This window comes from Priestia sp. FSL W8-0001, assembly GCF_038050335.1.
Taxonomy (GTDB): Bacteria; Bacillota; Bacilli; order Bacillales; family Bacillaceae_H; genus Priestia; species Priestia flexa.
Genome location: NZ_JBBPAL010000001.1, coordinates 1,483,575 through 1,498,706 on the forward strand (window position 1 = coordinate 1,483,575; position 15,132 = coordinate 1,498,706).

Sequence of the window (15,132 nt, forward strand, 5' to 3'; positions counted from 1 at the left end):
GGACATAAGTAATTCAGCCAATGATAAACCTGAACGATTGAGAGTTTCTCACTTTTAATCGTTCAGGTTTTTTGGTTGATTGTGAAAACAATGTTGGAAACAGGGTGGAATGGAGCGTAGGACACTCGACTCCTGCGGGAAAGAGAGGGAAAACTGAGATCCCGCAGCGCAGCGAGGAAGCTCAGGTTCCTCCCCGCGGAAAGCGAGTGGCCGTAGCGCAATGGAACGAACGTGTTCAGACAAACCAAAAAGATTGGAACAGCTATTGTTCGTCTCTTAGAAGCAATCATTTTGTTATGTCCCAAACTCTTTTTTTATTTTTCATAAAGAATAAATTTCTAAAAAATTACAGAAGGTATACATAACGAACTAAAGAGGTGAGAACGGTGCCTAAAATTATGTCAACTGGATTTTGTATACCTCCATATGAGCTAAAGCAATCGGATACAGCACAGTTTGCAAAGGATCTATTTGCCGAGTCATTTCGAGATATTAATCGTTTGTTAACGGTATTTGAAAATGGTCAGATTGAAACAAGGCATTTTGCCAAAGGAATGGATTGGTTTCAAGAAGACCACACGTTTGAAGAGAAAAATAATGCATTTATTGAGTCTGCAATTGAACTTGGCGTAAAAGCTGTTGAAAATTGCTTAACAAATTCAGCTTATCTCTCAGACAATATTCCCTATGAAGAAATTGATACAATCTTTTACATCTCCACTAGTGGGCTTGCAACACCGAGCATTGAAGCAAGAATTATGAACGAGCTTCCCTTTTCCCCTCACACGAAGCGTATTCCAATTTGGGGTCTAGGCTGTGCAGGAGGAGCTTCAGGTGTGTCAAGAGCACATGAGTATTGCTTAGCGTTTCCGAAAGCAAAGGTACTTGTGCTTTCCATTGAACTTTGTAGCCTGACGTTTCAGCGTAATGATCGTTCAAAAAGCAATTTAATTGGTACATCTTTATTTGCTGACGGAGTAGCAGCTGCTTTAATTGCAGGAGATGAAGCAGACATAAGCGCTTCACAATTGGACACGCTGCCATCAACGTTACATACTCAGTCTACTTTAATGCCAGACTCTAAGGATGTTATGGGTTGGGATATTCGAAACAACGGTTTATATGTTATTTTTTCAAAAGACATTCCTACAATTATTGATTCTTGGTTAGGAGATCAAGTTCAGACATTCCTGGCGAGTCATGGTCTAACTACGCAAGACTTGCGACATTTTGTGGCGCATCCTGGGGGGAAGAAGGTGTTAGAAGCTTATCTATCTACGCTTTCGCTTGAAAGCTCAATGATTGACCATTCACTTCATGTGTTAAAGCATCATGGAAACATGTCATCAGCAACTGTCTTATACGTATTGGATCGGTTTATGAAAGAGAAAATTCCAAGTGGAGAATACGGCGTGTTAACTGCGCTTGGGCCAGGATTTAGCTCAGAGCTCGTCTTACTTCAATGGAGGGAATAACATGCTTATTGATGTCATTTTTGCATTGATTATTTTACAACGTTTAGGAGAACTTGTAATTGCGAAGCGCAATGAAGCCTGGATGAAACAAAACGGTGGATATGAAGCGGGAAAAGATCATTACAAATGGATGGTAGCCATGCATGTTGCTTTTTTTGTGGCGTTGTTTGTAGAAATCCAGCTTATAGACTATCCATTTTCATCGCCTTTTTGGGTATTTGCGGCTTTATTTTTAATGGTGCAGCTGGGAAGAGTATGGGCTATCACCTCATTAGGGAAGTATTGGAATACTAAAATTATTGTAATGCCAAAAGCTCCCGTTGTATTAAAGGGCCCTTACAAATACATTAAGCACCCAAACTATACGGTTGTCACGCTAGAGTTTCTTCTAATTCCGTTTTTATTTCAAGCGTATCTAACGCTTATAGTGTTCAGTTTATTAAACATGTGGATGCTATCAGTTCGGATTGTAAAAGAAGAAGAAGCGCTGAAGTTACATACAGACTATGAGGTAGCCATGGATGGAAAGCTACGTTTTATGCCACAGTTAAAAAAATCAGAAAACTAATTGAAAATGATTATCTTTCGTGATAGACTGTAAGTAGCTGATAAAGATTATCAATTTCATCAATAAGAAACGGTGGTGGACATAATGGTTAGTCTTTTTGTAATTGGAGCGTTCGTAACGTGTACGGGTATGGCAACGTATGTCATGAAAAACATTGAAAAAGCGCAGCGTGTATAATTTTTTGAATATAAATAAACGTAAAACTGCCAATGGTTTGGCAGTTTTTTTGCTTTTTTGCATAAGTAAACGGAAGTGGAAAATTCAGTTTTTTATAGGAAAACGCTTTAAAATCAAGTAAAATAAAAAGAGGAATAAGTAGCAGAAATGGAGTAAGTGCACGATTGTAAGTGCCTAACAAAAGGAGTCGAAAGTGATGTCTCAAGTAAGCGTTCAGCATCAAAGGTATAAAACTTTACAATCCTCTCTTTATCATTTACATGAGGCTTTTATAAATGCTGGAGATGAAAAGCAAGCGGAAAAAATTATTCAGTTATTAAGAAAACAAGAAAAAGAAGAGTTTGTTATTGCGTTTTGTGGTCATTTTTCAGCAGGGAAATCAAGTATGATTAATGAACTCATGGGCCAAACAATTTTGCCCGCAAGTCCAATTCCGACAAGTGCTAATTTGGTGTCTGTTAAGGCTGGCGAGGAGCATGCAACCGTTTATTATCGAAAAGAAAAGCCAGTACGTTATGAAGCACCATATGAGTATGAACAAATTAAATCGTTTTGTGTTGATGGTGATGAAGTAGAGTCCATTCATCTCTCGATTGAAACGGAAGCAATTCCACAAGGAATTGTTGTAATGGATACGCCTGGAATTGATTCAACAGATGATGCTCACCGTGTGTCAACAGAGTCTGCTCTTCATCTTGCGGACGTTATTTTTTACGTGATGGATTACAATCATGTACAGGCAGAGCTTAATTTTCATTTTACAAAAGAGCTACAGGATGCCAATAAAGAGCTGTTCTTAATTATTAACCAAGTTGATAAGCATCGAGATGATCAGCTTACTTTCCAAGAGTTTAAGGAATCTGTAGAAGAGGCGTTTTTAAAATGGAATGTACGACCAAAAGGGATTTTTTATACATCTTTAAAAGATAAGCAATATCCTTATAACGAATTGGCTGTTTTAAAGAAGCATTTGCACACGATGATGGAGAAAAAAGAAAATCGCGGTCAACATATTATGGATTCCATGAAAATGGTAGTAGAAGATCACATGCAGTTTGCAGAAAGCACTGAAGAAGAGAGCCTTCTTGAATATGATGATATTCGTTCACAGCTTCGTCCAAATGAATATCAAAATGCAAAAGAAGAAGCGGCTGAGCTTATAGCGAAGCGAGAAATGATTTTACATAAACGCACAGCGTTTTATACGACGTATCAAAACGAAACAGCTAAAATTATGAACAATGCGAATTTAGCTCCCTATGAGATGCGAGAGAAAGCAAAGGCATTCTTAGAAACAACCAAGCCAGATTTTAAAGTGGGCGTATGGTTTACAAAAAAGAAAACAGAAGAAGAAAAAAAAGAGCGGCTAACGGTTTTTTATGAAGATTTGAAAGAGCGTGTTCAAACAGAGCTACAGTGGCACTTGCAGCAGTACATGCAGCAGCTCATTCAAGATGAAGAGCTCGTAGATTCTTCTCTGTTGGCTAGCGTTCAGCAGTTTGAAGTACCGTTTGAGCCACATGACTTAGTGGATGCTGTGAAAACAGGAGCAACCATTAATGGTGAATATGTCCTTACCTATACAAAGGATGTAGTAGATGCAATTAAGAAAAATACCAATCGTATTCTTTCCGAACTGTATACTCAAATTGAACAAGTAAAGAAAGAAGAAGAAGAACGAATACTCCAAAACATTGAACAGTCGTTAGCTACGGAGCAACGAATTATTGAGGGCTACGAACGAGTTCAAAAATCTACTCAGCATCTTCAAACCTTGCGGCAAGATTTAAAACAAAAGCTAAATATCTTAAGGCCTCTTGAACCTTTGGAAATGGTGAAGCTGTTAGACTTATTACAAGAAGAAATCGAAGTGGGAACAATGGTTGAGGTAAAAGCAGCTCCTATTACAGTCACATCAGAACAAAATGTTGCTGTAGAGGAAGAAGTTCAGTCAAAAACAAAGGTCGATGCGGTTATTCGAGATATTGATGAGTCGACAAAGGTGCTTTCTACATTCAAACAGCTTGAAAAGGTTGTTGGTCGCTTAAAGGAAAAGCGTCATAAGCTTGCAAACCAAACGTTCACAGTGGCACTATTTGGAGCTTTTAGCGCTGGAAAGTCGTCTTTTGCCAATGCGTTAATTGGTGAAAAAGTACTGCCTGTTTCACCGAATCCTACAACGGCGACGATTAACAAAATTATGCCTCCTACAAAGGACTACCCTCATCGAACAGTCGTAGTTCTGATGAAAACGATGGATCAGCTATTAGCTGATATTAACAGTTCCTTGGAACTGTTTAAATATACTATTGCAAACGTAGAAGAGCTAAACGAATTATTGCCAAAATTAACTGTAAAAGAAGAAAACCAGCTGCATTTCTCATTTCTACAGGCAGTGATAAAAGGCTATGAGGATGTTAAGGACGTAATGGGGTCTGAAGTAAACGTTACGATTAAAGAATTTGAAGCGTACGTAGCTAAGGAAGAGAAGGCCTGCTTTGTCCAGCATATTAACCTATATTATGACTGTGAGTTGACTCAGCTAGGAATTACGCTTGTCGATACGCCAGGGGCCGACTCTATCAATGCTCGCCATACGGGCGTTGCGTTTGAATATATTAAAAATGCTGATGCTATCTTGTTTGTTACGTACTATAATCATGCGTTTTCAAAAGCAGATCGTGAATTTTTAATTCAGCTTGGTCGTGTAAAAGATGTATTTACACTAGACAAAATGTTCTTTTTACTGAATGCAGCTGATTTAGCTCAATCTGATGAAGAGCTAGGTCTTGTACAAAATTATGTAAAAACACAGCTTGAAGAGTATGGTATTCGCTTTCCACGCCTCTATCCAATTTCAAGCTTGCAGGCGCTAGCAAATCGAGAAGATAAAATGTTTAAGGCTTTCCAAAAACCATTTTATCACTTCATTACAGATGAGCTAACTCAGCTAGCAGTTGCGTCTGTATACGAAGAGCTTAATCAAGCACTTGCCGTCACGAATGAAATTAAAGATGTTCAAACAAAGTCTGCGGTTGAAAAGCAGCGCTATTTGCAATCTCTTCATATTAAGGATCAACAAATTTCTGCTAAGGTTTCAGAAATGACATTTACGTATGAAGAGCAGCAGCTCGAAAGGGAAAGCAATGAGCTTCTCTTCTATGTGAAAAAGCGTGTCTTGCAACGCTATGATGATTTCTTTAAGGAATCGTTTAACCCGGCAACGCTTAGAGATGATAAAGGAAATAAGAAAGAACAGTTGGCTGCATGTCTTGACCAGCTTTTACAAGCAGTTGCATTTGATGTCACCCAAGAAATTCAAGCCACAACGCTGCGTTTAGAAACATTTATTCAACGCTTAACAAAAGAGTGGAATCAAACGAATATGAGGCAGCTGCAGCGCTACGAACCAACATTCCACCCTGCTCTTCCGGATATTAATGTGGAAAGCGGCAGCACTCTGGTTAGTCGCTGTTCGTTTGAAAACCTTGAACTATTCCAGAAGGATTTGGCTCTTTATAAAAACAGCAAAAGCTTTTTTGAGAAAAATGAAAAAGCTAAAATGCATGAAGGATTAAAAGCTAAAATTGAGCCGCTGCTTGATGATTATGTGTGCAGTGAGCAAATAAAGCTACAAAATCATTACAATGAACAAATTCACATGTTTGTTTTAACGTATAAACCGACGCTTTTAGAAGAATGGTATGATTATTATAAGCAGCTTCAAACAGCGGTTAATGCAGATTTTCCAATTGAAGCGCTAAATCATACAATTGATACGCTAAATGTCATCGTCGTAGCTCATCAAAATGAAAGGACATAAGATGAACGATAATATCGAAGAACTGTTGGATTCAATTGAGAAAAAGCATGATATCACGATTTTGTTTGCGTGTGAAGCAGGAAGCCGGGCGTATGAATTACATACGCCTTCTAGTGATTATGATGTACGATTTATTTATAAATATGAGTCCGCACGCTACCTTGAGTTACATCGACCTAAAGACGTTATTACAAGCATAGATAAAAACTATGATCTTCAAGGGTGGGACGTTTATAAAGCACTGCATCTCTTTACAAAATCGAATCCTTCTCTTTATGAATGGATACACTCATCGGTTTGCTATCGTAATGTGAAAGGGTTTCGTGAAAAGATTTGTTTTATGATGAAGGAACAGTATTCGCTAAAAGCGCTAGGGTTTCATTATTTTAAACTTTTGCATCAAAATAGTAAAAGAAATCTGACATCTTCTGTTACAATAGAGGATATAAAAGTTGTTCTTCATATGGCTAGGGCATACATGGCATTAACCGTTTTAATTCAGGGTAGGGAATTACCGCCTACGTCGTTTTTTAAGCTTGTTAACGGCTTTAAAGCTGATCCTTTAGCGCAGGTGATTACAAAGCTTAGCGGTGCTAAAAAACAAGTCGTACACATAACAAGTAGTGAGATAAAGGAAATAAAAGCTTTGCTTGAAAAAAAGCTCCCTCATTTTAAAAACGAACTTGTTAATTTGCCGGATAAAGACGCTAGCCTCGAAGACATTAACCTATTCTTAGCACAACAGCTTACATAATGGAGGAACAAAAATGAGCGTACACAAAGCAATATCAGAACATTCAAAGAAACAGCATGAACTTGTTAAAGCATTTGTCAGACTAGATACAATGCGTGAGCAAGCAATTGAAGCAACGGTGCTTTTATGTAAAGAAGGCCAAGAATTTTCAACGGATACGATTAACGCTGTGACGGCTCAAATTAATGAGCTTGCAAAAAATAATGGAATTGTACCAACACGTCAATTTGTAACGAAAGAAATGGTCGAAGAATACGTTCAACGCTTAAATAATTAAACAAATGAAAGCCGCCTTCTAATGGCGGCTTTCGCTTGTTTATTGAATTGAAAACAAGAGGGAAATTGCCCATTAGCTCCCGGTGTTACCTTATTTTTCGCAGTGTTTGATTTCAAAACAAATCCATACTAATGAATGTACCAACGAGGTACAAACAAAGGAGGAGATTGTAATGGGACGTACAAAATCAGGTAATGCAAATGCACAACGTAATAACAATGCAAAACAAAAACATAACACAGAGTTTGCTTCTGAGTTCAAAGCTAACCAAGCTCAAAAAGCGAAAGCTGCTAAAAAAGCAAACGGTGCACATGCTGAAGAATTTGCATCTGAATTTAATGTACAACAAAATCAAAACAATTCTTCTAACCAAAAGCTTAAAGTTTCTAAAATTTCTAAAAAAAACCAATATAACCAAGAATTTGGTTCTTATGCTGAAGTAGAATCAGCAAAGATGAATAATAAAGCACAAAAGAAAGCTTCTAAGAAAAACAATCACTAAGTCATAGTGAGCGTCGAAAATGCCAGAAACATTCATGATGCGAGTGAATGTTTCCGGCATTTTCTTTTTTACACAATAGTAAAAGAGGTGAGCATGTTGAACAAAGGTATTGGCTTGTCACTTTCTTCAATATTGTTGGCACAAGCATTAAAAATTCCCATTAAAAAATATCAAACAGGTGTATGGGACGTATCAATGATTGGAGCATCGGGAGGAATGCCTAGCTCTCACTCTGCCGGGGTCTCTTCTTTGGCTACCTATGTAGGTTTAACCAAAGGCGTTTCTAGCATTGAATTTGGGATTGCAACCGTGTTTGGAATTATTGTTATGTATGATGCACAAGGGATTCGTAGACAAACTGGTGAAATTACCATTAAGGTAAATACGTTAGATGAAGAAATTGAAAAGTTAGCCGGGCTTCCTGATAAAGGCTTTCATGACTTAACTGAACAAAAGCTAAAAGAGATGCTAGGGCATCAGCCGGCAGAAGTACTTGCAGGTGCTCTCCTAGGTGTAACCATAGGATTAGTTGGCTATTTGTTTGGTGAAAAATAATGGTCAAATTTTTATAAATACGCTAAGATAAAGAAGGAACCTTTATAAAGGATGGGATCGGATCGTGACAAAAATGGTAAACTCCTTAGAAGAATACCTTCTTTATCTTGAGGAAAAAGGCTTTTCTTTAAAAGAAGATGCAAAGGGCTTTATTGCATTTGGTCAGCAATATACAAAAATGCCGGATGAAATGGTTATTTTCTCCATTGAATGGACCTTAAAAATGCAAAAGGAATTCGATGGTAGCTTTTTTGTTGCGCTGCTAGAGCAACTTGCCGCACAAAAGGTGAAGACGAGAAAACAGGCAATGCAAGTATTAAAACAGACCGGAATGATTTGAAGCAGGAGCTTATAGTCCTGCTTCTTTTTGATGAATAGCTTCTCTAGCAAGTTGATCAGCTCCGCTATTCTCGCTGCTTGGAACCCACTTAATAAAAAATAAATCTATTTGTTTGGAGAGCGTTAGGGCTTTTTCGAGGAGAGGAAGAAAAGCTTTATTTTTTACATATTCTCTGTTCATAGCCGCATCTACAATTTGCGAATCTGTTCGAAAAGAAACCATCGTATACTGTTTTTCTAAACAAAGTTCTAAAGCTTTTATTAAGGCGTAGAATTCAGCTTCATGATTACTCATCACTTGTAAGGGAATAGAGTAGCGGTGGTGCTCCCCGTTACCTTTTATAATAATTCCAGCACCAGATGGCCCAGGATTTCCTGCAGAGGCGCCGTCGATATATACTTCTATCATTGTTATCACTCCATTATATAGCGTAGTCAGTCAGATAAGTTGCAATTAAATTAACTCTATTGTACCATAAAAAAATTTAGTGCTAACTACAGTAAAATCACGATAATAATTGTCATGAAAAGACAGGATGAGTGATAAAATACAAAAAAGTAGAAAAGTTTACGTGCGGTATTTAAAAATTGCCGATGAAAGGAACTGGAAAGATGAAATTTCAAATTGAATGGCACTATAAATCATCCAAACAAAAGCAACTGACGTTTTACTCTGATTTCACAGATGCAAACGAAGCGTTTATCATTATAGGGGATTTGGAACGAACTGGACGCGCAAAGGAAATTTATTTGATTAGTGAAGATGGACAACGTTGGACTGTAAAAGAAGCCAAAAAATTATTTGAAGAAATTCAAACGGAACCTCATGACATCACGGTATATTTTGATGGGGGCTTTCACCACGACATGCAGGTCGCAGGTCTCGGTGCTGTTATTTACTTTACACAAAATGGATTTCCTCAGCGGATTCGAGTTAACACGCAGCTTGAACAGATTGAATCGAATAATGAATCGGAATACGCGGCTTTTTATTTTGCGGTACAGCAGCTAGAAGAAATGGGAGTTCATCACATCCAAGTGACGTTTAAAGGAGATTCGCAAGTTGTATTAAATCAGCTAGCAGGTGAATGGCCTTGCTTTGAAGAAACCTTTAATAAATATTTAGATCGCATTGAAGATAAGCTACAAGAATTAGGAATTAAACCAATTTATGAACCGATTTCACGCAAAGATAATGAAGAAGCAGATCAGCTTGCAACACAAGCCTTACAAGGAGTTACGATAGCTAGCCGAAAACGAATATAGGTACTAATTGAAATGGAGAGATGCAGCATGGAAAGAAAGCAAGTATTAGAAGAGGTAACAGAGCTTTTAGATTACTATTGCAATGACTGCTTTGTTAAAAAAACGTTTAATAAAGAGCGCGGAAAAACGTATGCCCAATCGTTTTGTATTAATGAGTGTACGGTAGGGGAGAAAATTAAAAATTACGGAGAGCTATTAACTAAAAAGTAGTTCTGTATAATTTTTTTCGTCTTGCTTTATCCTATCTACAGGAGGTGTTTTCCGAATGGATAACTTTTCAAAGCAAGACGTAACAACAGGTTATAATGATTTGCAACAAGCTCAAGTCTCTATTCAATCGGCGCAAAAAATGATTGGAACTGCAACGATGAGCATGAGTCCACAGCAGCTTAGTGAAGCAACAGAAGCTCTAGCAAACGCGCGCACAGAATTAGAAGCGGCACAGGCAAACGCAACGGGCGTAGACGAAGAGTTTCTTCAAAAGTGCATGGCGGATTTAAAAGCTTGTGAGCAGCAGTTAACTGAGGCAAAGCAATAAGGTTGTAACAGAGGAAGAGCACTCTTTTCATCGTAAAGTGACCGCGATAAAAAGAGTGCTTTTTTCACTGATATACATAATGATTTAAATATCTGTAATATTATGGATGTATTTACTAATCTTTGTTTTAGAGGTATAATGAAAATAGATATCGAAAAATTCTGTTTATTATCAGGTTAATTGTCGATAAGGAGTGAGAGCTGTGTACCGTACACAAGTGAAAGGAAATGAAATTATCGTTTTGTTTTCAACGACAGAAGCATCCAAAAAAAGGACTGATATTGAAAGAGAAAAAATCTATAAGCGCGTTCTTCATTTGGATGAAAAACTGCTTACATTTCATAATGGTACGAGCTTTACAATTGGAGATCCGCTAGGTTTGATTGTCGCTCATGTTAAGAAGAGTGAGTTAACGACAATTTACATTGAACATATTATTGATAAACAATTTATGTATCATGATGATGTGATTTAAAAAGGTGAGACGAATTCGTCTCACCTCAGACTGTAGACAAACTGGAAGAAATCCAGTTTGCCTACAGTCTTTTTTATTTTACAATGGAAGTACTACATAACTTGAGGTGATTGACATGCTTTCGAAACATAATCCCATTCAACGAGATCAATTAGAAATGATTACGTTAAATCAATTGGTACCGGCCAGCCACTTGGTTCGTAAAATAGAGGCAGCACTTGATTTTTCGTTCATCTATGACTTGGTGAAGGACATGTATTCAGAAATCGGTCGTCCCAGTATTGATCCTGTCATCTTAATTAAATTGACCTTCCTTCAATACACGTTTGGAATCCGGTCCATGCGCCAAACGATTGAACAAGTGGAAACCAATATGGCCTATCGCTGGTTCCTTGGGTATGGTTTCCACGATAAAGTGCCTCATTTCTCTACGTTCGGAAAAAACTATGAACGCCGTTTTAAAGATACCGATCTGTTTGAACAGATTTTCTATCGCATCTTAAAGGAAGCTGCCGAGAAAAAGCTAATCAGTGCCGAGCACGTTTTCGTGGATTCGACCCATGTTAAAGCGAGTGCGAACAAACGCAAATTTGAAAAGAAAGTCGTTCGCAAAGAGACACGCGCGTATCAGGAACGCCTTCAAGAAGAGATTAACCAGGACCGGGAAGATCACGGAAAAAAACCATTTCCTCCGGACAAGTTTGAGAAGGAAGAGAAGAAAGAAATCAAAGAAAGCACCACCGATCCAGAGAGTGGTTACTATGTGAAGGATGAACGGACGAAGCAGTTCGCCTATTCTTTTCACGCAGCCGCGGATCGTAACGGTTTTGTGCTTGGCACCATGGTCACACCTGGCAACACACATGATAGTCAGATTTTAGAGCCATTGGTCGGAAAGGTCATCGAGAGAGTCGGAAAGCCTGAAGCGGTCGCCGCAGATGCCGCGTACAAAACTCCTGCGATTACCCGTTACTTATTGGAACAGGGGATGACCCCTGCCTTGCCATACACACGACCACGTACGAAAAAAGGTTTTTTCCGAAAACATGACTATGTGTATGACGAATACTTTGACTGTTATCTTTGCCCGGCAGGTGAGATCTTGGCCTACTCGACAACGAATAAAGAAGGATATCGGGAGTACAAATCGCCAAAACAGATTTGTGCGACATGCCCATTTTTAGCCAGATGTACGGAGAGTAAAGACCACCAGAAAGTGGTGACGCGTCATATTTGGCAGGAATACGTAGAAGAGGCAGACCATCTTCGCTATCACGCAGAGGTGAAAGAGATTTATGCCAAACGTAAAGAAACCATTGAGCGTGTATTCGCAGATGGAAAAGAAAAGCATGGCATGCGTTGGACAACGTTAAGGGGACTTAAAAAATTGTCGATGCAGGCGATGCTTACTTTCGCTGCCATGAACCTGAAGAAGATGGCCAACTGGACGTGGCAAGGTCCAAAAATGGCCTAAATGATGAACTCGAAGAGGTCTGTCTTTTTATTAAATAGCTTCAAATCCCATAAAAAGCTAAAAAGGGGTTCGGAATGAGACCATTCCGAATCCCTTTTGTCGACAAACTGAGGTGAGACGAATTCGTCTCACCTTTTGCTATTAAATAAACATACCTGCGATTGCTGCGCTTAATAAGTTAGCTAATGTACCAGCAAGAATAGCACGGAATCCTAAACGTGCGATTTCTGGGCGACGGCTTGGAGCCATGTTTCCTAAACCACCTAATAAAATAGCAAGTGAAGATAGGTTAGCAAACCCACATAGTGCAAAGCTGACAACAGCGACCGTTTTATCAGAAAGCTGATCAATCTGTGGAGCAAAAGAAGAGTACGCTACAAATTCATTCAACACAAACTTTTGTCCGATGAAACCAGCAGCTTGTACGGCCTCACTCCAAGGGACACCAATAACAAACGCAATCGGTGCAAACACAAACCCTAAAATGGTGTCAAGCGTAAAGTTTTCAAGATTGAAAAGGCTTCCAATTCCAGACAAAAGTCCATTTAACAATGCAATCAGTGCGATGAATGCAAGTAGCATTGCTCCTACGTTTAATGCAAGCTTTAACCCGTCAGATGCTCCGCGAGCAGCTGCATCAATCACATTAACCGTATCTTTATCTTTTTCCATTGCAATGCCTTCAGCTGTTGACGTCTTTTCTGTTTCTGGAATGATCATTTTGGCCATAATTAATCCGGCTGGAGCAGCCATAAAGCTTGCTGCTAATAAATATTCGATTGGTACACCTAAAGCTGCATATCCAAATAATACTGAACCAGCAACTGATGCTAGACCACCCGTCATAACGGCAAAAAGCTCTGATCTTGTCATTTTTGGCAAGTATGGTCGAATAACTAACGGTGCTTCCGTTTGACCAACGAAAATATTCGCTGCGGCAGATAAAGATTCCGTTTGGCTTGTTCCTAGTAGTTTGGCTAATCCGCCACCAAGGAACTTAATAATAATCTGCATGATTCCTAGATGATATAGAACCGCAATTAAAGAAGAGAAGAAGATAATTAACGTTAATACATTAAATGCAAAGATAAACCCAGTAGGCTGACTTGCATCCGACAGTGTACCAAACAAGAAGGAAATCCCTTCATTTGCATAGTTTACAACGTTTTGGACAGCAGTTGTTACTTTTTCTAAAGCTGCTCGGCCAACGTTCCATTTTAAGACGATAAATCCAAATAGAACTTGAATGGCTAAGCCGACTAATATCGTACGAGGTTTGATTGCGTTTTTATTACTGGATAATAAAAACGCTACCAAAAAGATAAATGCAATACCTAATAGACCCCAAAGGAAATTCATATTCTCCACCTTTTCTTTATGTTTTTAGCAAGTTGTCGTCAGACTTCTAACGTCTTACGACAACTTAAATATAATAGTTTTTATCGAAAAATGAAAGAGGTTTTTGAGTTTTTCCTCTTTTATCTTGTCCGAACTTTGATAATTTATGAATAAAAAATGAGTGATTAATCTTTTAAAAAGGTTTGATACACAAGGGATGGTTAAATCATAGGATTGTGATTTATGCATGAATAGGAAATGATAAAATAGCAAAAAAATATAGATATGCATTGTTTGGCAAATGCTTAAAATTGTTTAGCATCACGCTACCTGGAGGCTGCTATGGAAAGTAGAAAAAAATGGACTTGCTTGCGCTTGCATCGGTTCCGCTTATTATGACACTGGGGAACTCCATGCTCATACCTGTTTTGCCAGTCATTGAAAAGCAGTTGAAAATCAGTTCTATGCAGGTCTCAATGATTATTACCGTGTACTCAATATTTGCTATTTTTTTGATTCCAATTGCTGGCTATTTATCAGATCGCTTTGGACGAAAAAAAGTCATCATTCCCAGTCTAATTTTAGCAGGGATAGGTGGAGCAATTACGGGGTGGGCTTCATGGCAAATGGATAGCCCGTTTTGGATTATTCTAATTGGGCGAGCCGTTCAGGGGATTGGTTCAGCCGGTGCCATGCCAGTAGTGATTCCTTGTGTAGGGGATATGTTTGAGGACGAACAGGAAGTAACGAAAGGGTTAGGGTTAATTGAAACGGCTAACACGTTTGGTAAAGTATTAAGCCCCATTTTAGGTTCATTCTTAGCCTCTTTTATTTGGTTTTTACCGTTTTGGTTTATTCCTATTCTTTGTTTATTGTCCATCTTACTTGTTCTCTTTTTGGTGAAAACTCCTAAGTCAGGATCATCTGATACAAAGAAACAAAACATTAAAGATTTCATTAAAAATGTGAAGGGTACTCTTCATAAGAATATTCGCTGGCTGTTAGCTATTTTTATTTTAGGTGCTATTATCATGCTTGTTTTATTTGGAATGCTCTTTTATTTATCAACAATTCTAGAAGAGAGATACGACATTATCAATACAAAAAAAGGCTTTGTTATGGCCATTCCATTGCTTGCACTATCCATTGCCTCTTATGTTGCTGGAAAGAAAATTGGTCAGAATAAAGTTGTGATGAAATGGTGTTCATTCTTTGGATTTCTTCTATTAACTTGCTCTTTTCCCATCTTATTCTTTAATACCTCGATCGTCATGATTATCATAACGCTTGTAATTGGCGGTATCGGAATAGGTGTTGCTCTCCCAAGTCTAGATGCTTTAATTACGGAAGGTATTGAGAAAGAAGAGCGAGGTACAATTACGTCAATATACAGTTCCATGCGCTTTGTTGGAGTTGCTGCCGGACCCCCATTGTATACATTGTTAATGAAATGGTCAGATATGGCTGTTTTCCAAATGTCTTTATTTGTTAGTGCAATTGGGGCTATCATTGTCCTTAAGGCAATCAAACCAACAGATGAAGCCGTGAAGGTTAAAAAAGCTGAGGTTTAA

At 38.4% G+C, this 15,132-nt stretch carries 16 protein-coding genes; 14 read left to right on the top strand and 2 right to left on the bottom strand.

Annotated features, from left to right (window positions below; translation table 11 throughout):
• Positions 1-386: 386 nt before the first annotated feature.
• The 8 genes from MKZ18_RS07830 (at position 387) to MKZ18_RS07865 (ending at position 8,471) form a co-directional block, all read left to right on the top strand.
• A complete protein-coding gene (locus tag MKZ18_RS07830) occupies positions 387-1,475 on the top strand; it encodes a type III polyketide synthase (RefSeq protein ID WP_061784811.1) in 1,089 nt (362 codons plus the stop codon).
• A 1-nt stretch (position 1,476) separates the two neighbouring features.
• The gene (locus MKZ18_RS07835) at positions 1,477-2,043 is read left to right on the top strand and encodes an isoprenylcysteine carboxyl methyltransferase family protein (RefSeq protein ID WP_061784812.1); all 567 of its coding nucleotides are present in this window, start codon (positions 1,477-1,479) and stop codon (positions 2,041-2,043) included.
• A 373-nt stretch (positions 2,044-2,416) separates the two neighbouring features.
• Positions 2,417-6,043 (top strand): dynamin family protein, encoded by a 3,627-nt coding sequence (locus MKZ18_RS07840; protein WP_061784813.1) that lies wholly within the window; start codon positions 2,417-2,419, stop codon positions 6,041-6,043.
• Between the two features lies 1 nt (position 6,044).
• The gene (locus MKZ18_RS07845) at positions 6,045-6,797 is read left to right on the top strand and encodes a DNA polymerase beta superfamily protein (RefSeq protein WP_061784814.1); all 753 of its coding nucleotides are present in this window, start codon (positions 6,045-6,047) and stop codon (positions 6,795-6,797) included.
• A 13-nt stretch (positions 6,798-6,810) separates the two neighbouring features.
• A complete protein-coding gene (locus tag MKZ18_RS07850; protein WP_025909382.1) occupies positions 6,811-7,074 on the top strand; it encodes a YpbS family protein in 264 nt (87 codons plus the stop codon).
• A 172-nt stretch (positions 7,075-7,246) separates the two neighbouring features.
• The gene (locus tag MKZ18_RS07855; RefSeq protein WP_061784815.1) at positions 7,247-7,576 is read left to right on the top strand and encodes a hypothetical protein; all 330 of its coding nucleotides are present in this window, start codon (positions 7,247-7,249) and stop codon (positions 7,574-7,576) included.
• A gap of 96 nt (positions 7,577-7,672) precedes the next feature.
• Positions 7,673-8,131, top strand: coding sequence for a divergent PAP2 family protein (locus MKZ18_RS07860; RefSeq protein WP_061784838.1), 459 nt, complete (start codon positions 7,673-7,675; stop codon positions 8,129-8,131).
• A gap of 73 nt (positions 8,132-8,204) precedes the next feature.
• Entirely contained in the window at positions 8,205-8,471 is a 267-nt protein-coding gene (locus MKZ18_RS07865) for a DUF6123 family protein (RefSeq protein WP_242529579.1), read from the top strand.
• 9 nt (positions 8,472-8,480) lie between these two features.
• Here the strand turns inward: MKZ18_RS07865 and MKZ18_RS07870 are convergent, their stop codons facing one another.
• Positions 8,481-8,879 carry an RNase H family protein gene (locus MKZ18_RS07870; protein WP_025909386.1) on the bottom strand — a complete coding sequence of 133 codons (399 nt, stop codon included), beginning with the start codon at positions 8,877-8,879 and terminating at the stop codon, positions 8,481-8,483.
• Positions 8,880-9,082: 203 nt separating this feature from the next.
• On the opposite strand from MKZ18_RS07870, the gene MKZ18_RS07875 reads away from it, so the two are divergent.
• The 5 genes from MKZ18_RS07875 to MKZ18_RS07895 all read left to right on the top strand — a co-directional run bounded on the left by MKZ18_RS07875 (position 9,083) and on the right by MKZ18_RS07895 (position 12,223).
• Positions 9,083-9,736: a ribonuclease H family protein gene (locus MKZ18_RS07875; RefSeq protein ID WP_061784817.1), complete on the top strand. Its 654-nt coding sequence runs from the start codon at positions 9,083-9,085 to the stop codon at positions 9,734-9,736.
• Positions 9,737-9,763: 27 nt separating this feature from the next.
• A complete protein-coding gene (locus MKZ18_RS07880; protein WP_025908204.1) occupies positions 9,764-9,946 on the top strand; it encodes a zinc-finger domain-containing protein in 183 nt (60 codons plus the stop codon).
• Between the two features lie 55 nt (positions 9,947-10,001).
• A complete protein-coding gene (locus MKZ18_RS07885; RefSeq protein WP_025908203.1) occupies positions 10,002-10,274 on the top strand; it encodes a DUF2564 family protein in 273 nt (90 codons plus the stop codon).
• Positions 10,275-10,476: 202 nt separating this feature from the next.
• Positions 10,477-10,749: a hypothetical protein gene (locus tag MKZ18_RS07890; RefSeq protein ID WP_035320105.1), complete on the top strand. Its 273-nt coding sequence runs from the start codon at positions 10,477-10,479 to the stop codon at positions 10,747-10,749.
• 115 nt (positions 10,750-10,864) lie between these two features.
• Complete coding sequence (locus tag MKZ18_RS07895) at positions 10,865-12,223, top strand: IS1182 family transposase (protein WP_144594447.1); 1,359 nt, start codon at positions 10,865-10,867, stop codon at positions 12,221-12,223.
• A gap of 141 nt (positions 12,224-12,364) precedes the next feature.
• On the opposite strand, the gene MKZ18_RS07900 is transcribed toward MKZ18_RS07895, so the two are convergent.
• Positions 12,365-13,582: a NupC/NupG family nucleoside CNT transporter gene (locus MKZ18_RS07900; protein WP_025908202.1), complete on the bottom strand. Its 1,218-nt coding sequence runs from the start codon at positions 13,580-13,582 to the stop codon at positions 12,365-12,367.
• Positions 13,583-13,920: 338 nt separating this feature from the next.
• On the opposite strand from MKZ18_RS07900, the gene MKZ18_RS07905 reads away from it, so the two are divergent.
• Positions 13,921-15,132 carry an MFS transporter gene (locus MKZ18_RS07905; RefSeq protein ID WP_341344528.1) on the top strand — a complete coding sequence of 404 codons (1,212 nt, stop codon included), beginning with the start codon at positions 13,921-13,923 and terminating at the stop codon, positions 15,130-15,132.